This window comes from Methylobacterium mesophilicum, from assembly GCF_036441335.1.
In the GTDB taxonomy this organism is placed as follows: domain Bacteria; phylum Pseudomonadota; class Alphaproteobacteria; order Rhizobiales; family Beijerinckiaceae; genus Methylobacterium; species Methylobacterium mesophilicum_B.
On the sequence record NZ_MLBW01000001.1, the window covers coordinates 86,142 to 112,232 of the forward strand.

A 26,091-nucleotide genomic window follows, 5' to 3' on the forward strand; every position below is an offset into this window, starting at 1 on the left:
GTGGCCGAACCGTTCCCGCTCGCACCCTCGCTCTGGGCCACCACGGCGGCGCCCGCGCCGGAGACGCCGCCCCTCGCCCGCTCCGGCCTGGCCGAGGTGGTGATCGTCGGCGGCGGGTTCTGCGGCCTGTCCACCGCCCTGCACCTCGCCGAGCGCGGCATCCGGCCCGTCGTGCTCGAGGCGCAGGAGGTCGGCTACGGCGGGTCCGGCCGCAACGGCGGCCAGGTCATCCCGGGCCTGAAATACGATCCCGCCGACCTCGTCGCCCGGTTCGGCCGGGAGCGCGGCGAGCGGCTCGCGCGCTTCGCCGGCGGGACCGCCGACGTCGTGTTCGACCTCATCGCCCGGCACGGGATGGACGTGCCGCATTCCCGCGCCGGCTGGATCCAGGGCGCCCACACCGAGGCCGGGCTCGCCGAGGTCGCCAAGCGGGCGGCCCAGTGGGCGGATCTCGGCGCCCCGACCCGCGTCCTCGACCGGGCCGAGACCGAGCAGCTCCTCGGGACCGACCGCTATCTGGGCGGCTGGCTCGACGGCCGCGGCGGGGCGATCCAGCCCCTGAGCTACGCCCGCGGCCTCGCCCGGGCCGCCCTGAAGGCCGGCGCCGTGATCCACGGCGGATCGCCGGTCATCGCCCTCGAACGGACTGGATCGGGCTGGACCGTCACCACGGCCCAGGGCGAGCGGGTGACGACCGGCCGGGTCGTGCTGTGCACCAACGGCTACACGGGCCCGCTCTGGCCCGACCTCGCCCGGACGGTGATCGCGGCGAACTCCTTCCAGGTCGCCACGGTGCCGCTCACCGACAACCTGCGGCGGTCGATCCTGCCCGAAGGCCACGTCTCGTCGGACACGCGCAAGCTCCTGCTCTACTTCCGCCTCGACCATACCGGGCGCCTTTTGATGGGCGGCCGCGGGCCGTTCCGGGAGCCGCGCAGTCCCGCCGACTGGGCCCATCTCGAGCGGATCGTCGCCAAGCTCTTCCCCCAGCTCGACGGGATCGCCTTCGACCATCGCTGGTGCGGCCGGGTCGCGATCACCCGGGACTACCTGCCCCACCTCCACGAGCCGGCGCCCGGGCTCCTCATCGATATCGGCTGCCAGGGACGCGGCGTCGGCCTCCAGTCGGCCATGGGCCGGGCGATGGCGGCCTACATCGCCACGGGCGATGCCGACAGCCTGCCCCTGCCGCTGACGCCGATCGAGCCGCTGCCGCTCCACGGGCTGAACCGGCTGTACGTCTCGGCGATCGTCGCGTGGTACCGCCTGCGCGACGGCGGCATCCGCTGACGGGGCCTGCGCGCCGTCACCGCGCGCGCCACAGAGCCCCGATGAGGCCCAGGGCGGCGAGCGCCAGGGCGAGGAGCAGCCACCACAGGGCACCCGGCCCGGCATGGGTGAGCACCAGGGCGCCCGCCGGCGGCGCGAGGGCCTGGGCGGCCAGCGCCGGACGGGCGAGCCGGCCGACCACGAGCGGGTAGCGCACCGGGCCGAACAGGGCGAGCGGCACCGTCCCGCGGGCGATGGAGTAGATCCCGTTGCCGCCCGCGTAGAGCACCAGCCAGAGCGCCACCCCCGGCAGCCCGGCCGCCAGCAGCCACAGCCCGAGGGCGATCAGGCCGAAGGCGGCCGTCAGGGTCCAGAGCGGGTGGTGCCGGCCCTTCAGGGAGATCTCGGCGACGCGGGCGCTCACCTGCGCGGGCCCGATCAGCGCCCCGTACGCGACGGCGGCGGCGAGCGGCACGCCGCGCGCCTGGAGCAGGGTGAGCAGGTGGACCGACACCTGGGACATGATCGCGCCGCCGAGGACCAGCACCCCCGCGAATAGCAGGAAGGCCCGGCGCTCCCGGGCCGACAGGGGGGCGGGGCCCGATTCCTGCGGACCGTCGGCGACGGCGAGCGCCGGCGCGTGCGGGATCATCGCGAGGATCAGCGGCAGCGTCACCGCGAGGTGCAGGCCGGCATAGGTGAGGCAGGCGCCCCGCCAGCCGACATGGGCCACCAGGAAGGCCGAGAGGGGCCAGCATACGGTGCTGGCGAAGCCGCCCCAGAGGGTCAGGGTGGTGATGGCCGGCCGCGCGGTCGCGCCGTACAGCCGCCCGAGGGTCGCGAAGGCCGGGTCGTACAGGCCGCACCCCATGCCGGCGCCGAGGATCAGCCAGCCGGCGAGGTAGACCGGCAGGACCGGCGCCGCCGCCACCACGGTCAGCCCGGCGGCGAGGAGCAGCGCCGCGAGGGCGAGGATCGGGCGACCGCCGCGCCGGTGGATCGCGGCTCCGACATGCGGCGAGGCGAGCGCGGCGACGAGCAGGCCGAAGGCCAGCCCTCCGACCACCCAGCCGAGCGGCCATCCGGTACTCTCCGCGATGGGGGCGGCCATCACTGCCGGCAGGTAGAACGACGATCCCCAGGCCAGGATCTCGACGACGCCGAGGGCGGCGATCACCGGCCAGCGGCGGGTGGCGGGCGCGGCCATGGTCTCGGTCCGACCTCCGGAGGTCATGTCCGACCTAGAGCGGGCCGAGCAGCGGCAGCCAGGTCGCCAGCGCCAGCAGGGTGATCAGGAGCACCGGCGGCGTGATGATCAGGCCCACCTTCACGTACTGGCCCCAGGTGATGGTCTGCCCCTTGGAGGCGAGGACGTGCAGCCAGAGCAGGGTCGCGAGGCTGCCGATCGGCGTGAATTTGGGGCCGAGATCGCAGCCGATGACGTTGGCGTAGATCATCAGCTCCCGGATGAGGGGCGACAGGTCCGGAGCCTGCTGGATGGCGAGGGCGCCGATCAGCACGCTCGGCATGTTGTTCATGACCGACGACAGGATGGCGGCCGCGAAACCGGTCCCGAGGGTGGCGATCCAGGGTCCTCGGCCCGCGAGCCAGGCCAGGCCCTGCGCCAGCTCCCGGGTCAGGCCGGCGTTCCGCAGGCCGTAGACCACGAGGTACATGCCGAGGCTGAACAGGACGATCTGCCAGGGAGCGCCGACGAGCACCCGGCGGATGCCGATGACGCCGCCCCGGTGCGCCACGAGCAGGAGGAATGCCGCACCGGCACAGGTCACGACAGACACCGGCACGCCCAGGGGCGCCGTGATGAAGTAGGCGAGCAGCAGGACCAGCAGCAGCGGGAACGCCGCGCGGAAGACCAGTCGATCACGGACGGCGCGGGCCGGACTCTCCAGGGCCGCCACCGGGTAGCTCGCGGGGACGCTGCGCCGGAAATAGGCCCCGAGCACCGCCAGCGTCGCCGCGAGGGAGACGAGGTTCACCGGAACCATGACCGCCGCGTATCGATCGAACGTCACGGCGAAGTAGTTGGCCGAGACGATGTTGACCAAGTTGGAGATGATCAGCGGCAGGGAGGTGCTGTCGGCCACGAACCCGCAGGCGATGATGAAGGCCAGGGCCGCCGGCGGTGGGAATTCGAGCCGCTGCAGGATCGCCAGCACGATCGGGGTCAGCAGGAGGGCGGCGCCGTCGTTGGCGAACAGTGCCGCGATCGCCGCGCCGAGAAGCACCACCAGGGGGAAGAGGCGCCGGCCGCGGCCCCCACCCCAGCGCGCGACGTGAAGCGCGGCCCAGTGGAAGAACCCCGCCTCGTCGAGGAGCAGCGAGATGATGATGAGGGCGACGAAGGTGAAGGTCGCGTCCCACACGATGTGCCAGACCGCCGGGATATCGCCCATCTGGACCACGCCGGTGGCGAGGGCCGCGGCCGCGCCCGCCAGGGCGCTCCAACCGATCCCCAGCCCGCGCGGCTGCGCGATGACGAGCGCGAGGGTGATCAGGAAGATGGCGAGCGCGAGCATCCGAATCTCGTCGTCCTGCGGTTCGGAGCCCGGTTCAGGCCGTGCCGACGCGGCGGCCGCGCTCGTCGACAACCCGCTCCCCATCCTCCTTGACGAACTCGGCGCGCTGCGGCGGCAAGAGATCCAGGACCGCTTCCGAGGGGCGGCACAGGCGCACGCCCTTCGGCGTGACCACGAGCGGCCGGTTCAGCAGGATCGGATGCGCCGCGACGGCGTCGAGCAGCTGCCCGTCGGTCAGGCCCGGATCGCCGAGGTTCAGCGCGGCGTAGGGTGTGCCCTTCTCGCGGATCACGTCGCGGACCGACAACCCGGCGCGATCGAGGAGCTGCAGCAGCAGCGCGCGGGCCGGCGGCGTCTTGAGATACTCGACGACGTGGGGCTCGATCCCGGCGTTGCGGATCATCGCCAGGGTGTTGCGCGACGTGCCGCAGTCCGGGTTGTGGTAGATCACGACGTCGAACGGCTCAGACATGTGTGCTGTCTCCCGTGGGGCAGAGGCAGGCGGCCAGGGTCTCCGCCGCAGGCGTGCAGATCTCGGCGCGACCCTGGCAGCAATCGCGCATCAGGAACGCGATCAGGTCGGCCAGAACCGAGTAGGCCGCGCTGTAGATGATCGAGCGGCCGTCGCGCCGCGACCCGACCAGTCCGGCACGGTTCAGCTCCTTCAGGTGGTGCGAGACCGTCGCGGCCGACACGCCGACCGTATCCGCCAGCGTGCCGGAGGCGAGGCCCTCCGGGCCGGCTCTCACCAGCGCGCGCACCAGGCGCAGCCGGTGCTCCTGCGCCAGGGCCGCGAAGGCCGACAGGGCTTGCGCGTCGTCCATTTCCCCGACAATCTTCAAATGATGTTTTGAACGTATGAGAAAGCGTGCCGGTGAGCAAGCCTCCGCCCCCTGCCCCCTCGGTCCGTGACGGCCTGCCGAATCTCAGCGCGGCGCATTTCGCGGTGCCCACCGACTTGTCCGGACAGGAGACCCGGGTCGCGCACGCGCCGCGGTTCCTGATCCTGTACGGGTCCCTCCGCGAACGCTCCTTCAGCCGGTTCCTCGCCTACGAGGCCGCGCGCCTCCTGGAAGCCATGGGCGGCGAGGTCCGCATCTATCACGCCGACGGCCTGCCGCTGCCCGACGACGCGACCGCCGACCATCCGAAGGTGCGGGAGATCCGCGCCCTCTCGGCCTGGTCCGAGGGTCAGGTGTGGGTCTCGCCCGAGCGGCACGGCACCTTGACCGGCGTGATGAAGAGCCAGATCGACTGGCTGCCGCTGTCCGAGGGTAGCCTGCGGCCGACGCAGGGGCGGACTCTCGCCGTGATGCAGGTCTCGGGCGGTTCGCAGAGCTTCAACGCCGTGAACGCCCTGCGCGTCCTCGGCCGCTGGATGCGGATGATCACGATCCCCAACCAGTCCTCGGTGCCGATGGCCTACAGGGAGTTCGACGAGGCCGGCCGCATGAGGCCGGGGCCGCTCTACGATCGGGTCGTGGACGTGTGCGAGGAACTGGTGAAGTTCACGCTGCTGACCCGCGGGCGCGCCGATGCCCTCGTGGACCGCTACAGCGAGCGCAAGGAGCGCGATCCCGATCGGCTCGCCGGCGTGGCGGCCGATATCGGCTTCGCGACGCCGTCGCGACCGGGCGCCTGAGCCGGGCCGGCCGGAGCGCGCCGCCGCGCGGCCCGGTCGAGACCGGTCCCTACTGGAATCGCCGCATCTCCGGCGCCAGCGAGCGTCCCGCCTCGAGCAGGGCGCGGACCTTGCGGGTCGCGTGCTGCAGGATGTCCGGCCGCGCGTCCTCGTAGGACGTCTCCTCGACGAAGCTTCGCAGCGCCTCCGTGATCCGGTCCTCGATCTCGTCCATCAGGGCGAGTCCCTCCGGACCCTCCCGCCGAAGATGCGCGTCCGCGAGCGTCAGGTAGGCAGCGCTCGCTAACAGGAAGGCGATCCCGTTCGCCTCCTGAGCCGCCGCGGAACTCGCGTCGCCGTCCATGCCGTCTGCGACGTCGTCGTCCATCGGCTCACATACTCCCCGTTCGTTGCCCACGCTGTGCCGCTCCCGCCGTATCGCGCCAAGTAGAGAAAAAGGGTCGGTCCCCGTCACCATTCGGGCGACGTCGGGGCCGATCCGGCCTTCCGGTCCCGCGCGGTCGCCGGCCGCCGGACCGGGTTGCCCGCTTCGGGGGCACGCCTCAGCGGCCCGGATCGGCGCGATCCTGCGCTGCGCGCCGCTCGCGCATCCGGCGGAGTGCCCGGCGCCAGGCATCCACCACCGCCTCGCGTGCGCGGGCGTCGGGATCGCGGCTGGACTCCGCCGGCCGGGCCTTGCCGTCGGACTGCCTCGTACGGGCTCTGGGATCTCGGTTCATGATCGCCTCCTGTCGTGTCGAGACCGAGAGACACCGGATCGGGCCACGCCGCGGTGAGACGGCACACGCGGACCCTGAAAACCGCGTGCGGCGGAGCACAGGCGGCCGAGGGCCTCCCGGCGGGCGCAATTTTTCTGATCGTGGACCGAAGAGTTTTTCAGCAGCGCCGGACTGCATTTTCAGAGTACTGTCGCGGCGCCGGCATAAGCCCTCGTGCAGTGCCGCAAATATTGATGCGGTGCAATAACGATCGTATTCAGAACTCAGCCGATCTCCGGGACCGAGACGTTCCGGCACCACGGGGGCGGCGCATGGCACAGTCGGAGGCGACGGGCATCACCGCCGGCCGCCCCTCAAGGTGCCGGGGAGGATCACGCGCTCCATGAGGAAGAACAAGGTCATCTCGGCGGAAGAGGCGATCGCGCTGATCCGCGAGAACGACGTCGTGACCACCACGGGGTTCGTCCAGAGCTGCATCCCGGAGGCCCTGCACGCCGCCCTCGAGAAGCGGTTCGTCGAGACCGGGTCGCCGCGCGGCCTCACCCTGATCATGACGGCGGGCGCCGGCGACAGCAAAGGGCTCGGCACCGGCCGCCTGCACCACGACGGCCTCCTCTCGCGGGTCATCGCGGCCAATTTCGGCCGCATGCCGAAGGTCGCCAAGGCCGCCCAGGACAACCTCATCCGCGGCTACAACCTGCCCCAGGGCGTGATCTCCCAGCTCTACCGGGCCTGCGCGGCGGGCCAGCCCGGCCTGTTCTCGAAGGTCGGCCTGAAGACCTACGTCGACCCGCGCCACGGGGGCGCCAAGGTCAACGAATTGACCACCGAGGACATCGTCAAGCTCGTCGACGTCGATGGCGAGGAGTGGCTGTTCTACACGGCGACCAAGATCGACGTGGCCTTCATCCGGGCCACCTCGGCCGACCCGTCGGGCAACCTCTCCTACGAGAAGGAGGCGCTGACCCTGGACTGCCTCGCCCAGGCCATGGCGGCCCGCAACAACGGCGGCATCGTCATCGCCCAGGTCGAGCGCATCGTCGACGACGGCTACCTCCTGCCGAAGGACGTGCGCGTCCCCGGCATCCTCGTCGACTGCGTGGTGGTCGCCGAGCCCGAGATGCACCGGATGAACTACGGCGTGATGCACGACGCGGCGCTCGCCGGCGAGATCCGGGTCCCGGTCACCGGCATCAAGCGGATGGCGCTCAACGAGCGCAAGATCATCGCGCGCCGGGCCGCCTTCGAGCTGCCGCCGAACGGTGTGGTCAATCTCGGCGTCGGCGCGCCCGAGGGCATCTCGTCGGTCGCCAACGAGGAGAAGATCACCCCCTACATCACGCTGACCACCGAGGCGGGCGCGGTCGGCGGCGTGCTGGCCTCCGGTTCGAGCTTCGGTGCCGCCACCAACGCCGACTGCATCATCGACCAGAACCAGATGTTCGATTTCTACGACGGCGGCGGCCTCGACATGACCTGCCTGGGCATGGCCGAGTGCGACGCGGCCGGCAACGTCAACACCTCGCGGTTCGGCGGCAAGCTGAACGGCTGCGGCGGCTTCATCAACATCTCGCAGAACGCCCGCACCGTCGTGTTCGCCGGGACGTTCACGGCCGGCGGCCTGGAGATCGCGGTAAGCGACGGTCAGGTCCGCATCGTCCGAGAGGGCAAGGCCCGCAAGTTCGTCACCCAGGTCCAGCAGAACACCTTCTCGGGCCCCTACGCGGTCGAGCGGTCGCAGCCGGTCCTCTACGTGACCGAGCGCTGCGTCTTCCAGCTGACGCAGGAGGGGCTGGAGCTGGTCGAGGTCGCGCCCGGCATCGACATCGAGCGCGACATCCTCGCCCACATGGATTTCGCCCCCGTGGTGCGCAACCCGGTGCCGATGGACCCGCGGATCTTCCGCGACGAGCCGATGGACCTGATCTCGGACCTGCTCAACCTCGATCTCAAGTCCCGCGTCAGCTACGACGGCGAGCGCAACATCCTCTTCGTCAACCTGGAAGGCTGGTACTGCCGGGTGAAGGGCGACATGGACGAGCTGCGCATGACCATCGTCGCGGCCTGCCGGACGGCGGGCCAGCGGGTCAACGCCGTGATCAACCACGACGGCTTCCGGCTCAACGAGAACCTGGTCGATGACTACGCCGGCATGGTCCAGTACCTGCAGGCGAACTACTACGCCACCACGACCCGGTACGCGACCAGCGCCTTCCTGCGCCTCAAGATGGAGGAGGCCCTGAACAAGCGCGGGGTCGCCCCGCACGTCTTCGAGCGCAAGGAGGAGGCGCAGGCCTTCGTCAGCAGCACCGAGGACAAGAAGGCCCGCAAGCGGATCTCGCCGGCGGTCGCGTCGGCGGCCTGAGCATCGGCCGGGCCTGCGGGCTGCGGGCCCAGCGGGTCCCGGTCGCGCCGCCGCGTGACCGGCGCTAGGCCGGCCTCAGGCGACCGGCAAGCCGAGGACCCGCCGCGATTCCTCGGACAGCACCGCGTGGCGGGCGGATTCGGGACCGTCATTCGGGGTCTGCGCGGCCGCCTGCGTGACGAGGTCCCGGAACCGCTTCCTGTCGAGGGCGCGGCCGCGCAGGCTCGCGAGCACGGCGTCCAGCACCATCCGGACGGCCCGGGCGCGCTGGCGCTCGCGCTCGAGTTCGGCGGCGAGCAGCGGATCCCCGAACTGAGCCGCGCCCAGCGGCGCCACCAGGACGGCGGTGTCGATGACGGCGGGATCCCGATCGTCCGCCTCGCCAGCGGGATCCGTGATGCCGTCGAGGATCTTGGTCGCCTCCCCCAGCAGGATCTTGTGCTGGACCGCCGCAGAGAGATTCGCCGGAACCTTCCGGCTCGCCGCGCCGATCAGGCGCTTGAACTTGGCCCGGTCCAGCCCGAAACGGCCGATGCTGACGCGCAGCGCCGCCAGCACCGTGCGCAGCGCGTCGGTCCGGTAGGTCGCCTTCAGCAGCTGGTCCCTGAGGACGCCGGCCGAGGCCATCTGGACGAAGGCCGTTTCGGGCAGCTGCTCCACCTGTTCCGCCAGCTCGACGATCGTGCGCTGCATCAGCGCGGTGCGCTGCTCGCGGATCTCGTCGGGCGCCAGATGCTGGCGGCCCTTGCGGAGCCACACGAAGAACTCCGTGGCGTCCAATTCGAGGCAATCCTCGACGCGCAGATCGATGTAGCCGAGCTGCGACAGCTCCAGGATCATCAGATTGAAGCTCGCCGGCACGAACACCCAGGCATGGGCGTCGGCGTAGTCCGGCAGCTGCGCGGCGCCGAGCCACTGGGCCGCGTTGGTCAGCGGGTTGGCCGGGATGGCCGGTCGCGTGTCGTGGCCCGACCATGCGCCGACCGTGCCGTCGTCCTTGAGCGCCATGTTCAGGGCGTAGTCGATGTGGGTCCGGACCGTGTGGCGGTTCCGCTTCTCCAGGAAGGCCGCGACCGCGTCCGCCGTCCCGGTGAGGGAGCGGTAGAAATCGAAGCATTTGCGCTTGTCGGGCACGGCCAGGATCACCACCCCGTCCGGCCTCAGAAGCGTCTCGGCGGCGCGCAGGAAGGTCACCACGTCGGTGGTGTGCTCGATGACGTGGCTGGCGATGAACGCGTCGAACGTCCCGTGCTGGTCCGCCGGGACCGCGTCGGCGATCGAGCCCCCCGTCCAGACGAAATCCACCTCCTCGATCCGGTCAACGGTCTGGCCGCGATACTTCTCGATGAGTTCCGCGCGCGGCGCGTGATCGATGACGAACGTGTTCCAGCCGTCGCGCTTCGGCGCGAGCGGGCTGAAGCTCGGGCCAACCTCGACGATGCGGGCGTCCTTCGCCAGCGACCTCAGGAGTTGCTGCGCACGATCCATTGCATCTAAACTCCGAACAAGCGCGTCGCGAATACGCTGCGGGAGCGCGGTGAATGCCGCGCTGGCGGGAAGGAAAGCCGTTGCACAAGAGGCCGCTCGCCGCCGTGACCATGGCCTACAACGAGACGACGATGCTTCCGCTGTGGCTGAAGCACTACGAGCGGCAGGTCGGCGCTGAAAACTGCTATATACTCGACCACGGTTCCGACGACGGCTCGACGACCGGGCTGCGCGCGAACGTCATCCGGTTGCCGCGGTTGCCCCTGAACGAGTGGGAGCGCGCCCACACCGTCCGGGATTTCTGCGCATCCCTGTTCATCGGCTTCAAATATGTTCTCTATGCGGATAGTGACGAGCTGATCCTTCCGGATCCGGACGTATCGCCCAACCTCGCCGAGTATATCGCCGGACGGTCGCTGCCACCAATCCTCGATCTGTTCGGGGCGGATGTCATGCACGTCCAGGGGGAGGCACCCATCGACGTCGTGGCGCCCATTTCCGGCCAGCGGAGCTTCATCCGGCCGATATCGACCCTGTGCAAGGCCACCATCGTGTCGGCGCGGGTCGACTGGCACGTCGGCTTCCACTGCCTGATCCAGGATCACCGCCCCGATTTCCGCGACCTGTTCCTGTTCCACCTGGCGTATCTGGACCACGATATCCTCTTCAGGCGTCAGCAGAAGCGGAACGCGGCCGCGCCGATCGGCATCCCGAATTCCCACCACGCCATAGACCCGACGGAGTTCCTGGCCTTCGTGAAGGCGGATGTGGGCCGGATCCCGCGCCGATCCGTGCAGATGCGGCCGGGTGAGGCCCATTTCGAGACGACGAAGCGGATCTTCGCCGACGCGATCGAGCGCAAGAGCGCGATCCAGGCGCCGGACCTCTGGCAGCTGCCCGAGCGTTTCGTCGGCGCCTTCTAGGGCCGTCCGGCCGTTCCCGCGCCGCGGCCGTCGCGGGTGCACGGGAGCCGTCATCCAGTGTAGGTCGGGCCGCCCGACGCCGCTTCGGCCGCGCCGGCGGAGCTATGAGGAGGCCGGACCCTGCGCGACGATCAGAGCCTCACCGCGCCGGCTGACGATCGGGACCGGGCCGGTTCGCCCTGGGCCGAGCGCGTCGCCGATCTCGCGCACGCGGCGCTCATCGGCGAGCTGGAGACCTGGCCGAAGCCCGGCCTCGTGAGCCCGGTCGATTCCGGCAGCCACGACGACATGAATGCGGAGACGCTCCGCCGCAGCGCGGCGGCGATCCGGCCGTCCTTCGCGGCGCTGGTCGCGGCCGGGGCGCGCGCGGCGGAGATGGCGGAGCTGAGGCGCATCGGTCTCACCGCCGAGGCCGCGATGATGCGGGCGACGGGGGGCGTCAACGCCCATCGGGGCGCGATCTTCTCGCTGGGCCTGATCTGCGCCGCGGCGGGCGCTCAGGGCGAGAGGCACCGTGCGGGGCGGGGGGGCGCCGAGGCGCTGGCCGAGGCGGTCGGGCAGCTCTGGGGGCCGGCGATCACCCGGGCCCCGGTCTCGGCCGTCAGCCATGGCGGCCGCGCGGCCCGGCGCTTCGGCGTCGGCGGCGCCAGCGCCGAGGCCGCCGCGGGCTTCCCGACCCTCCGCGCCGTCGGTCTTCCCGCCCTCCGCTCTGACCTTGCCGATCATCGTCTATGTATTCGCGACGAGATGTCGATGAAGGACACCAAGCGCGAGATGGCGATGCAGCGGAAGGAGAATAAGGAAGCGAACAAGAACGTCGACAGCCTCATCACGAACCGCCGACGGCCTCGTCGGCGCGCGCGCGGCCGCCGCGACCTTTCTCGACGCCGGCGGTGTCGCGAGTCCCGCTTGGCGCGAGCGCGCGGCGGCGATCCACCGCACCTTCGTGGCCGCGCGCCTCAGCCCGGGCGGCTGCGCCGATCTCCTCGCCGCGACGCTGCTGCTGGACGCCCTCGCCTCCCCGTCCTGACGCGCGAGCAGCCCCGGGTCGCGTCGGTCGCAGTTTCGCGGCCGCTGTCGGTACTTACATCCGGATCCTTCCCGCCCTCCTCCGCCGGACCGCCCGTGACCCTGATCAGGCTCGCCCTCCTCGCGCTCGCCGCCCTCTTCCTGGTGCCGGTGGCGGTCTCCGCCCTGCTCTACGCGACGCGGACCAGCGGCGACTGGCGTCTCGCGGATCGGTCCAGCGCCGGCCTGCTGCCGCGCGCGGACACGCATCCCGACGCCGTGCTGCGCATCTTCTCGGCGCGGACCGTGAGCTGGCGCGGCATCGTGGCGACGCACAGCTGGGTCGTCGTGAAGGAGCGCGGCGCCCGGGCCTACAGCCGGTTCGACTACACGGCCTGGGGCCAGCCGATCTGGGTCGACCGGTTCGTGCCGGACGGGCGCTGGTTCGGAAACGCGCCGACCATCGTGTTCGCGGCCGACGGGGCCGAGGCCGAGGCGATGCTCCCGCGCATCCGGCAGGCCGTGGCCGAGTACCGCTACAGCCGGCGGGGCGACTACGTCGTCTGGCCCGGCCCGAACTCGAACACCTTCGTGGCCGCGATCATGGCGGCGGTTCCGGAGATCCGGGAGAGCCTTCCGACCACGGCGATCGGCAAGGATTTCCCCTACGACGGTCGCTGGATCGGTCTGACGCCCTCCCGCACCGGCATCCGCCTCAACCTCGGCGGCTACGCCGGCCTCACCCTCGGCTGGGTCGAGGGCCTGGAGCTGAACCTGCTCGGCGGCGTCGTCGGGGTCGACCTGCGACGCCCCGGGATCAAAGTACCGGCTCTGGGGCGGGTCGGGCTCTGAACGCCGCCGGGAGGATTGCGGTGGCCGGCGGCGACGGACGCCGGCCACCGCGAAGCGGGAGCGCGCAGGGCGGCGCCCCAGGCCGCGCCGCTCACGGCGCGAGGTCGTGGACCGGCTCCTTCACCGGCGTGGCGCCGCTGTTGAGCACGGTGCTGCCGGTCGAGACCGGCTTCAGGACGGTCCGGTCGATCTGCGGCGGGGCCGGGAGCTGGAGCTGCGCGCTCGTGTCGGCCCACGCGCGGGCGACGCGGTCGGGATCGTCGTTGAGCTTCGTTCCGTAGCTCGGCACGATCTCACGGATCTTGGCCTGCCATTCCGGCGTGGCGACCTTCCGGGCGAAGACCTTCTCCAGGACCTGGAGCATGATCGGCGCCGCCGTGGAGGCGCCGGGCGAGGCCCCGAGCAGCGCCGCGATGCTGCCGTCCTTGGCGTTGACGATCTCCGTGCCGAGCTTCAGCACGCCGCCCTTGTTCGGGTCGCGCTTGATGATCTGCACGCGCTGCCCCGCCTGCCACAGACGCCACTCCTCCTTCCTGGCCTTCGGGAAATACTCGCGCAGCGCCGCGATGCGGTCGTCGTCCGAGAGCATCAGCTGCCCGGCGAGGTACTCGACCAGCGGGAACTCGTCGACGCCGACCTTCATCATCGGCCAGATGTTGCTGGTCGTCGTCGAGCTGAGAAGGTCGAAGTAGGAGCCCTCCTTCAGGAACTTGGTCGAGAAGGTCGCGAACGGCCCGAACAGGATCACGCGCTTGCCGTTGAGCACGCGGGTGTCGAGATGCGGCACCGACATCGGCGGGGAGCCGACCGATGCCTTGCCGTACGCCTTGGCGAGGTGGAGCGCGGCGACGTCGGGATTGTCATTGATCAGGAACGAGCCGCCCACCGGGAAGCCGGCGTAATCGTCGCCCTCGGGGATGCCGGATTTCTGCAGCAGGTGCAGGGCGCCCCCGCCCGCGCCGATGAAGACGAACTTGGCGTCGACCGTCCGGCGCGTCCCGTCCTTCAGGTTCTTGGCGGTCACCCGCCACGAGCCGTCGCCGTTCTTGGTGAGGCTCTCGACCTCGGTCGAGAGCCGGAGCTGGAAGCTCGGCTGCTTCTGCAGGTGGGCGACGTACTGGCGGGTCACCTCGCCCCACTCGCAGTCTGTCCCCAGGGGCGACCAGGTCGCCGCGACCTTCTGCTTCGGGTCACGGCCCTCCATCATGAGCGGGACCCACTTCCGGAGCTGCTCCGGATCCTCCGAGTACTCCATGCCGGCGAAGAGCGGACTCGCCTTGAGGGCTTCCCAGCGCTTCTTCAGGTAGGCGATGTTGTCGTCACCCCAGACGAAGCTCATGTGGGGCGTGTAGTTGATGAACGCGCGCGGGTCCGTCATCACGCCGGTCCTGACCTGGTGGGCCAGGAACTGGCGGGTCACCTGGAACGCCTCGTTGATCTCCACCGCCTTGGCGATCTCGATCTGCCCGTTCTTCTTCTCGGGCGTGTAGTTCAGCTCCGCCAGGGCCGAGTGGCCGGTGCCGGCATTGTTCCAGCCGTTGGAGCTCTCCAGGGCGACCTGATCCAGCCGTTCGACCATCTGGATGGACCAGCTCGGCTCCAGCTCGTTCAGCCAGACGCCGAGCGTCGCGCTCATGATCCCGCCGCCGATCAGCAGCACGTCGACCTTGCTGTCCGCGCCGTCGGCCATGGCCAGCGCGCCCGGAAGGGCCGCCAGAGCCAAACCGGTCGCGGCCGTGCCGAGGAGCCGCCGCCGGCTCAGGGGCAGCACGTTCGCGTCCCGGCGGTCGCGCCGGTGTTGGTTCTCGTCGTCGCCACGCATGGGCAGATCCCGCTTTTGCGTACCGGACCGGCCCAACAGCCGAACCGCGTACGGAAGACACCTGATGCGACGTGCGGGAATCCCGCCCGTCCGGCCTTCCGGATCGTTTCCCCGTTCCCGCCGCGGCACGGCCGCGGTCTCGCTCGACCCGGCACGACGGGCCTGCGCCGGTCCGCCCCGACGCCGCCATCCTCGCCGCGCACGGATCGCGGGACGACGGGACGCACGGGTGCGACGCGGAGGCTTCCCGCCGCAGCGGCGCGCGATCACGCCGGAGCACGGCTCTCCGGTTCAAGATCTCGCTCGCGCGGGGGCGCGATTGCCGGATGGGCGGGAAGATGCTGGCTGGCTTGGCTCAGCAGATTGAGGATGGCCTCATAGAGGACGAAGCCCGGGAGGACAATCGCTGCCGGGGTTGCAATCACCGCCATCCTGTCAGGCCGCCGCGACGACATGCGGCCATCGCGGCGATCCGCCGATAGACTTGCGTCCACCGGTCGACGGCATCCCGCCGCCGCGTGCCCGACGCCGCCGCTTCGGAGCGGGCGCGGCTCTACGGGATGTGCTTGAAGCGGATGATGCTGCGCGACAGGTGGCCGTCATCCCAGTTGGGCATCACCCGCCAGGGTGTCGTGACATCGGCGTAGTCGCCGTCGATGTGGATGGTGCGGCGCTGCTCCGTGCCGACCCATTCGGGCGCCCAGGCGGTCTGGACGCTGGTGACCCACTGGTCCCCCTCGATCCGGTAGCGGCCGATATAGGCCACGAGGGTCTTCATCAGCGCGGCACGCTCGGCGTCGTTGGTGGCGGGTGCGCGCGCGCTGCCCTCGAGGTTGAAGGCGACCCAGCCATCCTTGGTGAAGATGACGCGGCCGCGCGGCGTGCCGCCCATGGCGTCGATGAGCCGGCCGGTCTCCTTGTCCTCGACCTTGTAGGAGACGAGTTCCCAGGTGCCGACGATCCGGTCCGCCAAGCGCGCGTCGACCACCGCCGCGCCGACATGGTCCGGTGCGGACGCGCTCCAGGCCCGCTCGGCGGCCAGGAGAAGGGGCAGCGCCACCAGGGCGCGCACGGCCATGGCGGCCGATCGTCGTGCAGGCATGGTCGGATCGGGCATTCGCGTGCCGCGGCGCCGAAATGCGCCGCGGCCGCGTTCTGCGGGTCGGCGCGGCGGGTTCCAAGCACCGCGCGAGCAGTGCTGGCAGACCCTCAGCGCGCTTGCAGCCCGCGTCGCCGAGGAGCCGCCCTCAGCCGCCGTTGCGGGCCATGCGGGTCGTGACCGTCCCGGCGGCGAGGCTCGGCAGCGGATCCTGCGTGCCGCTGACCACGACCAGGCGCTGGACCTCGCCGCGCAGGAAGGCCTGGAGGAACCGGTCGTAGTCGCGGAACGACACGCAGCCGTTCGAGTCGCCGCGCGGGCCCAGCATGTAGGTGTGCGCCAGCAGGCCGACGCGGCCGTAGACGACTTCGTTGCCGCCCGCCGGCGTCAGGCGGATCGCCCGCACCCCGTGGAAGGGTCGCTCGCGCTCGGTCAGGTCGTAGGTCCCGGGCGGCGTCGGTCCGCGCATCCGGACGTTCACGAGGCGCGGATCGTCCAGACCCTCGCCGAGGCCCGAATGGGCTTCCAGGCGCTCGCCATTCGGCAGGGTCACGGTCTTGGCGGCGATGTTGTAGACCGCGGTCCCGGCCGTGGGACCCGGATCCCGGGACAGGGCCAGCGGCGGCGAGACGCGTTGCGGCGGCGGCGCGACGGCGGCCGGCCTGCTCTCCAAAGCCGCGTAGGCCAGGGCCGGCCCGCGCTCGATGCCGAACAGCTTCTCGAGGAACGAGCGCTCCTCGGGCTGTGGCGCGGGCTGCGCGGCCGGCGGCAGCTCGCGGCGCGCCATGCGCCGGTCGGGGCGCCGGGCATACCCGGTGCCCGCGGGCGCGCGGAACTCGGGCGGACGCGGGATGGGCAGCGGGACCATCATCGCGGCGGGCGGCTCGCCGACCTGCGTCCCGGGCTGGGCGTTGGCCACGATGCCGGCGACGATGCCGGGCTCGGCCGCGCTGTCCGGTGCGGGTTCCGGGGTCAGGGACGGCGGGGCGATCTGATTCCAGGCCCAGCGTGACTGGAGGGCGCCGGCGGCCTCGCGTCCGGGGGCCGACGGGTCGGCGGTCTCCGATTCGGCGGCGGCCGTCTCGGCCCTCTCCTCGCTGGCCGGTACCGGAGCGGGGGCCTCCGCACGGGCGCGCGCGATCTCGGAAGCCGGGACCGGAGCGCGAGTCAGGACGCCGCTCCCGAGGGCGGCCATCGTCGCGACGCCGGTGAGCACGGTCAGTGGCGCGAGCCACGGGAGGCGCGCGTTCCGAGTCTTGGGGCCGTCCAGCGGCACGGATTCCACAGCCATCGCGGTTGCCCATGCTCCTCGTCGCGAGGCGGGGCGTGCCAACCGAAGCCCTCCGGACGGGCGGAGGACTCGCGGCGGGCGGACCGGCCCCGCTCGGCGTGAATCAGCGGGGTCGGGCCGGCTTTTCTGCGGCGACGCGATGGTCGATCTTGGCCCGATCGGGACCATTTTCGGGCGCGTCGTCGCAGTCTTCGCTGTTCGAGATGGTCTATATCGGGCCGAGATACTGCTAATCGTTGTCGATCTGGCGCCCGAGGATGGCGATCGCCTTCTCGTAGACCGGCGCCGCGTTCCAGCCCTGGATCGCCGCGAAGTTCGGCTCGCCGGGCTGGTAGCCCGCGCCGGCCCGCCAGCCATGGGCCTTGAGGAAATTCGCCGTTGACGACAGGGCCGCACCGACGTTGTTGAGGTCGCCGGTGCCGTAGGCCAACACGTTCTTCGGCAGGAACTGGGTGTGGCCGACCTCGCCATGCGCCGCGCCGCGGGTGTTCGGCGTCAGGAGGCCGCGATCGACCAGGGTCAGCGCCGCGTACAGCTGGTCGGTGAAGTATTCGGAGCGGCGGCAATCGTAGGCGAGCGTCGCCACCGCGGAGAGCGTGTTGACGTTGCCGCGCACGGCGCCGAAGCCGGTCTCCATGCCCCAGATCGCCAGGAGCGGGCCCGGCGGCACACCGTAGCGCTGCTCGATCGAGTCGAAGAGGGCCGCGTTCTGCTGCTTCAGGGCGCGGCCGCGCTTGACGATGGTCGGGCCGCCGCGCTTGGCGAGGAACTGGTCCAGCGACAGCTTGAAGCTGTGCTGCCCCCGGTCCGCCGAGATGGTGGCGGTCGAGTAGGTGGTGTTCTGCAAGGCGGCGAGGCTGGCCGCGCTGGCCCGGCCGCGCGCCTCCTCGGCGAATTGCCGCTTCCACGCATCGAAGCCGGCCGCGGTGTTGCCGCACTGCGCGGCCTGCGCCTGCCCGGCGCTGAGAGCGATCCCGGCGATGGCCGCGACCGCGATGGTCTGACGCCGCAAATTCTCGATCACGCGAAACACTCCTTCGGCGCGTCGTCGCGCCCTGTCAGACTGGGGATACCGGGTCACATCTCGTCGATATCAGGGCGAGAAGATGTCGAAGGCGCGACCTCGAGACGTCCCGCCCTCAAATCATCGCGCATCTCGGGATCTGGGACGAGGCCGCCACGGCCGGGTCTTCGGAGCATCGTGAACACCGCGTGAGCGGCCACCCCGGGCGTGGCCGCTCGGCCGGGGACGGGCCAAGATCAGGCCGCTCGCCGCGTCGAATAGTTCGACGCCGGCGCAGATCTGATGCGCGGATGATCTGTATTTTGCCAGCGAACCGACTGCATGTCGGCAACGTTGACCGTCTTGTCACAAGCTTGTCAAACACGCGACATAGCTTTGCCGGCGGAAAGACTTCTGCGGAGAGGCGGCGTGGGGTCATCAATGGTCCGGGCGGCGAGGCGTGAACCGGGATGCCGCCTGTCCGTGCTCTCGCGCCTCCGCCCCTCCTGACCGGTCCCCGGCTTCGCGCGGCTTCGCCCGGCGGAGTTCCGGGACGCCCCGGCCGGTGAGGCGCGCCCCCGCGCGCCGGCTCTCGGTCCGACCCGCTCACGCGCGCGGTGACGTCAGCTGAGCCCGGAAAGCCCGCTCCACCCTTGCAACCGGCGGTCGGTGCAAACCGCCGCGCCGATCCAGCCGACAACGAGACAGGACACCCATGGCCCTCGGAATGCACGACACCGGTTCCTCGCGCGCGGGCACGCTCGGGCCCGACCTCGACCGCGACGGCGTCGCCAAGGCCTACGGTCGCTGGGCTCCGGTCTACGACCTGGTCTTCGGTCCCGTCTTCTCGCAGGGCCGGACCCTGGCGGCGGCCGCCGCCGAACGGATCGGCGGCCGGATCCTCGAAGTGGGCGTCGGCACCGGCCTGTCCCTGCCCGCCTACCGCCGCGCCCGCAGCATCGTCGGCATCGATATCTCGGCGCCGATGCTGGAGAAGGCGCGCCAGCGCGTGGCGCGGCATCGCCTGCGCAACGTCGAGCGCCTCGCCGTCATGGACGCCGAGCAACTCGACTTCCCGGACGCCGCCTTCGACGTGGTGGTGGCGCAGTACGTCGTCACGGCGGTCCCCAATCCGGAGGCGGCGCTCGACGAGTTCGCCCGAGTGTTGCGCCCCGGCGGCGAGATCGTGATCACCACGCGGATCGGCGCCGAATCCGGCCTGCGGCGCGCGGTGGAACGCACCCTCGCCCCGGTGACGAGCCGCCTCGGCTGGCGGACCGAGTTCGCCTGGGAGCGCTACGCGGCCTGGGCCGCCGGCGCGCCGGTCGAGATCGTCGAGCGCCGCGCGCTCCCGCCGCTCGGCCACTTCTCGCTGCTCCGCCTGCGCAAGCGCGCCGCCTGAGCGCGCATCAGCTTCGACCAGCCCACAACCTTCGATCGGGGACGCACATCATGGCGAGCTTTCTGGAGGCGCTGCGCATCCAGCGCTGGGACGACCACCGCTACTACCACCACAATCGCGTCAACCAGAGCTTGCACGTGGTGAGCGCGATCAGCTTCCTGGTGGCCTACGCCCTGGCGTTCAAGGACCCGGCCACGGCCGCCCTGATCGGCTGGCTGGTGGCGATGACGTCCCGGCAGGCGGGCCACCTGTTCTTCGAGCCCAAGGGCTACGACCACGTCAACGACGCGTCCCACGAGCACAAGGAGGAGATCAAGGTCGGCTACAACCTGCAGCGGAAGGTCGTGCTCCTGGCGATCTGGGCGCTGTCCCCCCTCCCTCTCTACTTCGACCCGAGCCTGTTCGGCCTGATCGCGCCCCATCAGAGCACCGCTGACCTGATCCGCAACGTCGGCTGGATCTGGCTGTGGCTGGCGCTCGCCGGCCTGCTGTTCCGGATGGTCCAGCTCTTCGTGCAGCGCGACGTCCAGACCGGCCTCGTCTGGGTGACCAAGATCCTCACGGACCCGTTCCACGACATCAAGCTCTACCACAGGGCGCCGCTCGCGCTGCTCCACGGAGAGCTGGTCGAGGAGCGGGAGCCGCACGAGCGCGGTGCCTGAGCACGGTTCTCGGAGGCCGGCCGCGCGGCCGGCCTCCTCTCGTTCAGGCCCGGTCCGGCGCGCGCAGACCCAGGCGGTCGCCGAGCCTGCCCAGCCGGATCGCGGCGACTTCGCGCAGGACCGACCGGCGGATCGCCCGGTCGCTCGGCGCGCCGCCCTCCCACCAGCCATCCGCCCGCATGGCCCGCGCCGCCGCCACGAAGCGCGTCGCGACGGCCTCGAAGGCCGCGTCGTCGTAGGCGAGGCTGAAGATCATCCGGCCGGTCCCGACCCAGGACAGGGCCAGCCCCTCGGCGCGCAGGTAGAATTGCAGCATCCAGTTGTAGCGCGACGGCTTGGTGTACAGGACCGTCCACACCGTCGACATGTTGGCGACCCGTACCGGCAGGTCGGCCTCCGCCAGCTGGGCGTTCAGGCGCCGCGCGCGGGTATCCCAGGTCGCGTCGAGGTCGGCGTAGAGCGCGGCCACCGCCGGGCTGTCCAGCCGGTCGAGGAACGCGCCCATCGCGCCCATCACGTAGGGATGCGCGTTGAAGGTGCCCCGCGCGAAGCAGATGTCGACCGGCCGGTCTTCCCTGTAACGGCGCATCAGGTCGGCGCGCCCGCACAGCACGCCGACGGGCAGGCCGCCGCCCAGGGTCTTGCCGTAGGTGACCATGTCGGCGCGCAGGCCGAAATACGCCTGCGCGCCGCCGCGGGCGAGGCGGAAGCCCAGGAAGACCTCGTCCAGGATCAGCACGATTCCCCGGGCGCTGCACACCGCCCGCAAGTCGTGGAGCCACCGGGTGTAGGCCGCGCGGTCGAAGGATGCTCTGCGGCCGCTGTCGACCAGCGCGGAATCGGCCGGCGCCCCGGCATTCGGATGCATGGCCTGGAGCGGGTTGACGAGTACACAGGCGACGTCTCGGCGGGTGGCGAGCACCCGCAGCGTCCGCTCGGACATGTCGGCCAGCGTGAGCGTGTCGCGGGCGGGAACCGGGTTGCCGATGCCCGGCTGCACCTCGCCCCACCAGCCATGGTAGGCGCCGCACAGGCGGACGATCCGGCGGCGACCGGTGTGGTAGCGGGCGAGCCGCACCGCCTGCATCACCGCCTCGGTGCCGGACATGTGAAACGAGACCTCGTCGAGGCCCGAGAGCGCCTTCAGCCGCGCGACGTTTCCGGTGACGACCGGGTGGAGCGGCCCGAGCACGGGACCCAGGGCCGAGACCCGCGCGGCGCCCTCCTCCAGGCAGGCCCGGTAGAAGTCGACGCCGAACAAATTCACGCCGTACGAGCCGGCGAGGTCGTAGAAGACGTTGCCGTCGAGATCCGTGACGGTGACGCCCGCTGCGGCGGCCGCGAAGGCGCCGGTGCCGAGATGCGCGCGCACGTGCCGCGCGTACTGGAACGGCACCCGGTAGAGCCCGGTGAACTGGAGATCCGAGAGTCCGTCGCGAACCGCCTCGGTCTCGGCGCGTGTCCTGGCGAAGCGCGTCCGGAACAGGTCGGAGAGCCGCGCGAAACCGGCCTCCCGCCGGCGCGCCACCGCCTCGTCCGGATCGTCCGACCGGAAGAAGGCCCGCTCCGAGTAGGCGTAGTGCGGGATCAGGCCGGCGACGCGCCGGGCCATGCGGGCGTGGCCGGTGAGCGAGCGATGCTTCGCCCGCGAGAGCTGCAGGCGCTCGGCCGCCCGTGGCAGGGCGAGGGCCGCGGCAGCGGTGGTGGCGGACAGGGCGACGAGGAGCGCGGACATCGTCCCGCGCCCTACCGGAGGCGGTTCACGGCATGATGACGGTCTCTAATTCTCGGCTGCGGTCGATCCTGGCGCGGGTCGGCGCGCAGGAGGATCTCAACTTCCTGCTGACGAACCGCCTGCCGCGCCGCCTCGCGACCCGGTTCATGGGCTGGTTCAGCCGGATCGAGCAGCCGCTGATCCGCGATATCTCGATCGCGACCTGGCGGCTGTTCTGCGACGTCGACCTCCGCGACGCGCAGGAGACGCGCTTCCCCAGTCTTCACGCCGCCTTCGTGCGGGCCCTGCGCCCCGGCGCCCGGCCGATCGCGGCCGACCCGGCCGCGCTGACGAGCCCCAGCGACGCGATCCTGGGGGCGCATGGGCGCATCGAGGCCGGACGCCTCTTCCAGATCAAGGGCCTGTCCTACAAGCTCGCGGACCTGGTGGGCGGGGACGGCGCGCTCGCGCGCGCCCACGAGGGGGGAAGCTACGCCACCCTGCGCCTGACCGCCGGGATGTACCATCGCTTCCACGCCCCGCACGACCTGAGCGTCGAGTCGGTGCGGCACATCTGGGGCGACACTTGGAACGTGAACCCGGTCGCCCTGAAGCGCGTCGAGGCGCTGTTCTGCCGCAACGAGCGCGCGGTCCTGCGCCTGCGTCTCGCGGAGGGCGGCCACGCCGTGACGCTGGTTCCGGTGGCGGCCATCCTCGTTGCCGGGCTGCGCCTCGGTTTCCTGCCCGAGGGGCTCGCCCTGCGCGAGACCGGCGGACGGACCCTGCCCACCGCGGCGCGCCTCGAGAAGGGCGCCGAGATGGGCTGGTTCGAGCACGGGTCCACCATCGTGGTGCTGGCTCCCCCCGGCTTCACGCTCTGCCCGGGGCTCGCGGTCGGATCGATCCTGCGGGTCGGCGAGCCCCTGATGCGGCTGCCGCCGGTTCCCGGATCGACCGGCCGCTGAGCGCGCCGCGTCAGGCGGCCTGCACCGCCGCCAGGAACTCCGCGACCGCGGCGTTCAGGGTCTCCGATTGCCGCGACAGGGTACTGGCCGCGTCCAGGGCCGCGGTCGCGGTCCGGCCGGTCTCCGCCGCGGCCTGCGTGATGGTCCCGATCGTCACCGTGACCGCCTGCGTCCCGTCGGCCGCCTGGCTGACGTTCCGCACGATCTCTTGCGTCACCGCCTCCTGCTCCTCCATCGAGGCCGCGACGCTCGTCGCAATGGTTCGAAGGTCCAGGACCGCGGCGGTGATCGCCTGGATGACATCGACGGCGCGGTGCGTCTCCTTCTGAATGGTCGCGACCTGATCGGAGATGGTCTCGGTCGCCCGGACGGTCTGCGTCGCCAGCGCCTTCACCTCGGTGGCGACGACGGCGAAGCCGCGGCCCGCCTCCCCGGCGCGGGCCGCCTCGATGGTGGCATTGAGCGCGAGCAGGTTCGTCTGCGCGGCGATCCCGGCGATCAGGTTGACTACGGTCCCGATCCGCTCGGCGCCGTCGGCGAGGCTCATCACGAGGGTGTTGGTCTCCGTTGCCTCGGCCGCCGCGCGCTGAGCCATGTCGGAGGAGCGCGTGATCTGGCCGTTGATGGACCCGATCGACGTCGCCAGTTCCTCGCTGGCCGCCGCGACGGTCTGCACGTTGACCGATGTCTGCTCGGCCGCCGAGGAAACCTGGAGCAACTGCGTCGCGGTTAGTCCGGCATTCCGGTCCATGGACGCGGCGGCGGCTTCCATGGCGACGGCACTGTGGGACAGCGCCTCGGTCAGCTGCGCCATCCGGGCGCGGAAAGTCCGCGTCGCGCTGTCCATGGTCTCGGCGCGGCGTTCCTTCGCGGCCGCCTCGGCGGCGGTGGCGGCGTCCGCCGCGCGCTTCGCGACCAGCGCTTCCTTGAAGATCTGAACGGCCTTGAGCATCGCGCCGATCTCGTCACCGCGGTGCGCGCCGTCGATCCGGGCGTCGAGGTCGCCCGCGGCGAGGCGGGTCATCGTCGCCGTGGTCTGGGCGATCGGACGGGTGACTTGGACCAGGATCACGCGGATGCCGTACCCGACCGCGAGGGCGCCGCCGACGAGGGTCGCGATGAGCCAGATCCGCAGGCGCTGCGCCATCGCGTCCGCGCGTTCGAACTCGGCGCGGGCCTCCCGCACCTGCAGGTCGGACAGCTGACCGATGGCCTCCGTCGTCGGAGCCATCGCCCGGAGCAGGTCGTTCCGGGCCGCGTTCACGTCGGCCCGGTCCCCGCTTCTCAAGGCGCGGACGACGTCGGCGACGATCGCCACGTCCCGGTCGAGCTGCGGCGACAGATTCGCGACGAGCCGTGCCTCCTCGGGCGTGAGAGAGGTCGCCAGGTAGGCAGCCCAGCTTTTCGTCGCCCGTGCCAGCTGGCGCTCGAGGATCGTTGCCGCTTCGGCTGCCGGGATCGCGTGGAACTCGAATCCCCGCGCCGCGCTCAGGATGCCATCGAAGGCGTCGCGCATGGCGCCGAACTGGCTGAGCGGGATGACCCTGTCGGCATAGATCGATTCGAGGCCCCTGTAGTTCTTGTAGAGAGCGTAATTACTGAACGCTGTTGAGGTTATGAGGAGTGTACCCAGTGCCGCCAGAAGCGCGAGCAGCCTGCCCTTGATCGTGATCATCATCGATGGCGACCGTGTCGTTGTCCGAAGTTTGAACAACGTTCGCGGTCTAGCACCCTGCATGAACGTTTCAACGGCTTTCGCCGATCATGAAATAGAAATCCGCGGCCGTGCCATTCGAGTCATGCCCGATAATAACGCGGAAATGAGCATCGTTATTCAATAAATTGGCAAGTACTGACAGATATGCGAGGCGCAAAGCCAATCATACCTCCTGAGCGAGCTGTAGAGTTCGGGTCTCTGGCAGATCCGTCCCGTCCGACGACCGCGATGCCGCGCCGCCGGTCCGGTCCGCGCGGCACCACCTGATCGGCTGTCCCGATCGCATGATCCGGGTGCGCCGCCCGCATCGCGGCGTCAGTACGCTTCTGAGGTTGCGCCGCGCAGCCGGGACCGAGCCGGATCGCGGCGACGACGGCCGGAGGCCGCGGTGAGCACGCTCGAGGCGGCTGGGGATTCCGCATCGCGCTCGACAGTTGGCGCGAAGCCGGTTCGTCCGGACTGCACCTTGTTCTGACCGCGGAGGTCCCTCAGCGAGGGGCAAGTCCGAGTAGGCTCGGGTCGCGCGTCGACCTCCCGGGCCGGGGGCGCCCCCGAGCCGGCCGTCCAGACACGGGCGCGAGGCGGAGTCTGAAGGCGGCGGCCGCTCAGCTTTGCACCGCCTCGATGATTTCCTCGCCGATCGAGCCGGCTGGCGAGCGTGCCACGCCGTATCGCGGACAGGGTCGATGACGGCCGACGCGACCGCCGGACGATCGATCACATCCGCCGCCCGCGCCGATCCGGTGGCGATCCCGGAGCGGCGTCACCGGCCATCGCGGGGCGGACGCCGCGATTCGGATCGCCGGGGGGCCCCTGGTCCTGACCCGGGCCGTTTCCGGATCGGTCTGGCCATCGGGCGCCGCGGCGCGTACGGCAGGACAGCGCCGAGCGCGGCCGTACCGCGGCGGTCACGGCCGGGTCTCGGAGCCGGGCGGCACCGTCCGGCGCAGCAGATCGCAGTCCGGGCGCGTTCGGCGAGACCGGCGGCAAAGGATCGACGTCATGCTCTACATGGTCCACATGCAGGTCAACCTTCCGGCGTCCCTGCCGAAGGCGGAGGCGGATCGCCTCAAGGCCGAGGAGAAGGCCTACGCCCAGAAGCTCCAGCATGACGGGACGTGGCGGCACCTGTGGCGCATCGCCGGTCAGTACGCGAACTACAGTGTCTTCGACGTGGCCGGGAACGACGAGCTCCACCGAGTCCTGAGTTCGCTGCCGCTCTACCCGTTCATGGCCATCAGCGTGACGCCGCTGGCACAGCATCCCTCCGCCATCGCGGCCAACTGACGGGACCATCGCCATGCCCTTCATCATCGAGACCTTCGACAAGGCCGGCAGCCTGGACGTTCGCAGAGCCAACCGGGCGGAGCATCTCGTCTACCTCGACCGGATCAAGGACCGGCTCCTGGCCTGCGGTGCGAAGCTGAACGACGACGGGAGCGACGCCGGCGGCGGCCTGTACGTCGTCGACGTCGAGACCCGCGCGGAGGCCGAGGCGCTCATCCAGGCGGATCCGTTCCACACGGTCGGCCTGTTCGAGCGCGTCGAGATCAGACGCTGGCGCAAGGCCTACCTCGACGGCCGCAGCTATCTCTGAGGCCCGGAACGCGACC

The 26,091-nt window shown here is 71.0% G+C and carries 22 protein-coding genes and 1 pseudogene; 11 read left to right on the top strand and 12 right to left on the bottom strand.

Translation table 11 applies throughout. The annotated features are described in order from the left end of the window. Complete coding sequence (locus MMR14E_RS00470) at positions 1-1,290, top strand: FAD-binding oxidoreductase (RefSeq protein ID WP_331312312.1); 1,290 nt, start codon at positions 1-3, stop codon at positions 1,288-1,290. 16 nt (positions 1,291-1,306) lie between these two features. Here the strand turns inward: MMR14E_RS00470 and MMR14E_RS00475 are convergent, their stop codons facing one another. From MMR14E_RS00475 to MMR14E_RS00490, 4 genes are read right to left on the bottom strand one after another with little or no spacing between them, the layout of a single operon-like run. Beyond that, on the bottom strand, positions 1,307-2,476 hold the full coding sequence (locus MMR14E_RS00475) for an MFS transporter (RefSeq protein WP_331312313.1): 1,170 nt from the start codon (positions 2,474-2,476) through the stop codon (positions 1,307-1,309). Positions 2,477-2,510: 34 nt separating this feature from the next. Beyond that, positions 2,511-3,806, bottom strand: a complete 1,296-nt coding sequence (locus MMR14E_RS00480) for an arsenic transporter (RefSeq protein WP_331312314.1) — start codon at positions 3,804-3,806, stop codon at positions 2,511-2,513. 34 nt (positions 3,807-3,840) lie between these two features. Continuing rightward, positions 3,841-4,278: an arsenate reductase (glutaredoxin) gene (gene arsC / locus MMR14E_RS00485; RefSeq protein ID WP_331312315.1), complete on the bottom strand. Its 438-nt coding sequence runs from the start codon at positions 4,276-4,278 to the stop codon at positions 3,841-3,843. Next, the gene (locus tag MMR14E_RS00490) at positions 4,271-4,630 is read right to left on the bottom strand and encodes a metalloregulator ArsR/SmtB family transcription factor (protein WP_331312316.1); all 360 of its coding nucleotides are present in this window, start codon (positions 4,628-4,630) and stop codon (positions 4,271-4,273) included. The genes arsC and MMR14E_RS00490 overlap by 8 nt, the downstream gene beginning before the upstream one ends. Before the next feature lie 50 nt (positions 4,631-4,680). On the opposite strand from MMR14E_RS00490, the gene arsH reads away from it, so the two are divergent. Further along, entirely contained in the window at positions 4,681-5,448 is a 768-nt protein-coding gene (gene arsH, locus MMR14E_RS00495) for an arsenical resistance protein ArsH (protein WP_331312317.1), read from the top strand. Between the two features lie 49 nt (positions 5,449-5,497). Here arsH and MMR14E_RS00500 read toward each other — a convergent pair whose 3' ends face one another. After that, complete coding sequence (locus tag MMR14E_RS00500) at positions 5,498-5,815, bottom strand: hypothetical protein (protein ID WP_331302552.1); 318 nt, start codon at positions 5,813-5,815, stop codon at positions 5,498-5,500. Positions 5,816-6,549: 734 nt separating this feature from the next. Here MMR14E_RS00500 and MMR14E_RS00505 point away from each other — a divergent pair. Next, positions 6,550-8,532: an acyl CoA:acetate/3-ketoacid CoA transferase gene (locus tag MMR14E_RS00505; protein WP_331312318.1), complete on the top strand. Its 1,983-nt coding sequence runs from the start codon at positions 6,550-6,552 to the stop codon at positions 8,530-8,532. A gap of 75 nt (positions 8,533-8,607) precedes the next feature. On the opposite strand, the gene MMR14E_RS00510 is transcribed toward MMR14E_RS00505, so the two are convergent. Continuing rightward, entirely contained in the window at positions 8,608-10,020 is a 1,413-nt protein-coding gene (locus MMR14E_RS00510) for a class I SAM-dependent methyltransferase (protein ID WP_331312319.1), read from the bottom strand. A 53-nt stretch (positions 10,021-10,073) separates the two neighbouring features. Here MMR14E_RS00510 and MMR14E_RS00515 point away from each other — a divergent pair, with 53 nt between their 5' ends. The 3 genes and pseudogenes from MMR14E_RS00515 (at position 10,074) to MMR14E_RS00530 (ending at position 12,803) form a co-directional block, all read left to right on the top strand. Beyond that, complete coding sequence (locus MMR14E_RS00515; protein WP_331312320.1) at positions 10,074-10,943, top strand: glycosyltransferase family 2 protein; 870 nt, start codon at positions 10,074-10,076, stop codon at positions 10,941-10,943. Positions 10,944-11,063: 120 nt separating this feature from the next. Next, positions 11,064-11,973, top strand: a pseudogene (locus MMR14E_RS29110) (triphosphoribosyl-dephospho-CoA synthase). Positions 11,974-12,068: 95 nt separating this feature from the next. Continuing rightward, complete coding sequence (locus MMR14E_RS00530) at positions 12,069-12,803, top strand: DUF3750 domain-containing protein (protein WP_331312483.1); 735 nt, start codon at positions 12,069-12,071, stop codon at positions 12,801-12,803. 91 nt (positions 12,804-12,894) lie between these two features. Here MMR14E_RS00530 and mqo read toward each other — a convergent pair whose 3' ends face one another. From mqo to MMR14E_RS00550, 4 genes are all read right to left on the bottom strand, one after another. Then, on the bottom strand, positions 12,895-14,625 hold the full coding sequence (gene mqo, locus MMR14E_RS00535) for a malate dehydrogenase (quinone) (RefSeq protein ID WP_331312321.1): 1,731 nt from the start codon (positions 14,623-14,625) through the stop codon (positions 12,895-12,897). A gap of 553 nt (positions 14,626-15,178) precedes the next feature. After that, complete coding sequence (locus tag MMR14E_RS00540) at positions 15,179-15,727, bottom strand: lipocalin-like domain-containing protein (RefSeq protein WP_331312322.1); 549 nt, start codon at positions 15,725-15,727, stop codon at positions 15,179-15,181. A 145-nt stretch (positions 15,728-15,872) separates the two neighbouring features. Then, positions 15,873-17,015 (bottom strand): DUF2778 domain-containing protein, encoded by a 1,143-nt coding sequence (locus MMR14E_RS00545; protein WP_331312323.1) that lies wholly within the window; start codon positions 17,013-17,015, stop codon positions 15,873-15,875. Between the two features lie 229 nt (positions 17,016-17,244). After that, a complete protein-coding gene (locus tag MMR14E_RS00550; RefSeq protein WP_331312324.1) occupies positions 17,245-18,039 on the bottom strand; it encodes a lytic murein transglycosylase in 795 nt (264 codons plus the stop codon). A 694-nt stretch (positions 18,040-18,733) separates the two neighbouring features. Between MMR14E_RS00550 and MMR14E_RS00555 the strand changes: the two genes are divergently transcribed. Together MMR14E_RS00555 and MMR14E_RS00560 are read left to right on the top strand one after the other, a co-directional pair. Next, complete coding sequence (locus MMR14E_RS00555) at positions 18,734-19,420, top strand: class I SAM-dependent methyltransferase (protein ID WP_331312325.1); 687 nt, start codon at positions 18,734-18,736, stop codon at positions 19,418-19,420. 50 nt (positions 19,421-19,470) lie between these two features. Beyond that, positions 19,471-20,082: a hypothetical protein gene (locus MMR14E_RS00560; protein ID WP_331312326.1), complete on the top strand. Its 612-nt coding sequence runs from the start codon at positions 19,471-19,473 to the stop codon at positions 20,080-20,082. Between the two features lie 43 nt (positions 20,083-20,125). On the opposite strand, the gene MMR14E_RS00565 is transcribed toward MMR14E_RS00560, so the two are convergent. Next, a complete protein-coding gene (locus MMR14E_RS00565; RefSeq protein WP_331312327.1) occupies positions 20,126-21,817 on the bottom strand; it encodes an aminotransferase class III-fold pyridoxal phosphate-dependent enzyme in 1,692 nt (563 codons plus the stop codon). A 32-nt stretch (positions 21,818-21,849) separates the two neighbouring features. Here MMR14E_RS00565 and asd point away from each other — a divergent pair, with 32 nt between their 5' ends. Then, a complete protein-coding gene (gene asd, locus MMR14E_RS00570) occupies positions 21,850-22,761 on the top strand; it encodes an archaetidylserine decarboxylase (RefSeq protein ID WP_331312328.1) in 912 nt (303 codons plus the stop codon). 10 nt (positions 22,762-22,771) lie between these two features. On the opposite strand, the gene MMR14E_RS00575 is transcribed toward asd, so the two are convergent. Then, a complete protein-coding gene (locus MMR14E_RS00575) occupies positions 22,772-24,439 on the bottom strand; it encodes a methyl-accepting chemotaxis protein (protein ID WP_331312329.1) in 1,668 nt (555 codons plus the stop codon). 1,041 nt (positions 24,440-25,480) lie between these two features. Here MMR14E_RS00575 and catC point away from each other — a divergent pair. Then, the gene (gene catC / locus MMR14E_RS00580) at positions 25,481-25,765 is read left to right on the top strand and encodes a muconolactone Delta-isomerase (RefSeq protein ID WP_331312330.1); all 285 of its coding nucleotides are present in this window, start codon (positions 25,481-25,483) and stop codon (positions 25,763-25,765) included. A gap of 13 nt (positions 25,766-25,778) precedes the next feature. After that, positions 25,779-26,075 (top strand): YciI family protein, encoded by a 297-nt coding sequence (locus MMR14E_RS00585; protein ID WP_331312331.1) that lies wholly within the window; start codon positions 25,779-25,781, stop codon positions 26,073-26,075. The last annotated feature ends 16 nt before the right edge of the window (positions 26,076-26,091 follow it).

Bases quoted from the DNA above. Each gene is read 5' to 3' on its own strand.
- MMR14E_RS00475 (WP_331312313.1), bottom strand. From the start codon at position 2,476: ATGGCCGCGCCCGCCACCCGCCGCTGGCCGGTGATCGCCGCCCTCGGC.
- MMR14E_RS00480 (WP_331312314.1), bottom strand. From the start codon at position 3,806: ATGCTCGCGCTCGCCATCTTCCTGATCACCCTCGCGCTCGTCATCGCG.
- arsC (WP_331312315.1), bottom strand. From the start codon at position 4,278: ATGTCTGAGCCGTTCGACGTCGTGATCTACCACAACCCGGACTGCGGC.
- MMR14E_RS00490 (WP_331312316.1), bottom strand. From the start codon at position 4,630: ATGGACGACGCGCAAGCCCTGTCGGCCTTCGCGGCCCTGGCGCAGGAG.
- MMR14E_RS00500 (WP_331302552.1), bottom strand. From the start codon at position 5,815: ATGGACGACGACGTCGCAGACGGCATGGACGGCGACGCGAGTTCCGCG.
- MMR14E_RS00505 (WP_331312318.1), top strand. From the start codon at position 6,550: ATGAGGAAGAACAAGGTCATCTCGGCGGAAGAGGCGATCGCGCTGATC.
- MMR14E_RS00510 (WP_331312319.1), bottom strand. From the start codon at position 10,020: ATGGATCGTGCGCAGCAACTCCTGAGGTCGCTGGCGAAGGACGCCCGC.
- MMR14E_RS00515 (WP_331312320.1), top strand. From the start codon at position 10,074: ATGCCGCGCTGGCGGGAAGGAAAGCCGTTGCACAAGAGGCCGCTCGCC.
- mqo (WP_331312321.1), bottom strand. From the start codon at position 14,625: ATGCGTGGCGACGACGAGAACCAACACCGGCGCGACCGCCGGGACGCG.
- MMR14E_RS00540 (WP_331312322.1), bottom strand. From the start codon at position 15,727: ATGCCTGCACGACGATCGGCCGCCATGGCCGTGCGCGCCCTGGTGGCG.
- MMR14E_RS00545 (WP_331312323.1), bottom strand. From the start codon at position 17,015: ATGGCTGTGGAATCCGTGCCGCTGGACGGCCCCAAGACTCGGAACGCG.
- MMR14E_RS00555 (WP_331312325.1), top strand. From the start codon at position 18,734: ATGGCCCTCGGAATGCACGACACCGGTTCCTCGCGCGCGGGCACGCTC.
- MMR14E_RS00560 (WP_331312326.1), top strand. From the start codon at position 19,471: ATGGCGAGCTTTCTGGAGGCGCTGCGCATCCAGCGCTGGGACGACCAC.
- MMR14E_RS00565 (WP_331312327.1), bottom strand. From the start codon at position 21,817: ATGTCCGCGCTCCTCGTCGCCCTGTCCGCCACCACCGCTGCCGCGGCC.
- asd (WP_331312328.1), top strand. From the start codon at position 21,850: ATGATGACGGTCTCTAATTCTCGGCTGCGGTCGATCCTGGCGCGGGTC.
- MMR14E_RS00575 (WP_331312329.1), bottom strand. From the start codon at position 24,439: ATGATGATCACGATCAAGGGCAGGCTGCTCGCGCTTCTGGCGGCACTG.
- catC (WP_331312330.1), top strand. From the start codon at position 25,481: ATGCTCTACATGGTCCACATGCAGGTCAACCTTCCGGCGTCCCTGCCG.
- MMR14E_RS00585 (WP_331312331.1), top strand. From the start codon at position 25,779: ATGCCCTTCATCATCGAGACCTTCGACAAGGCCGGCAGCCTGGACGTT.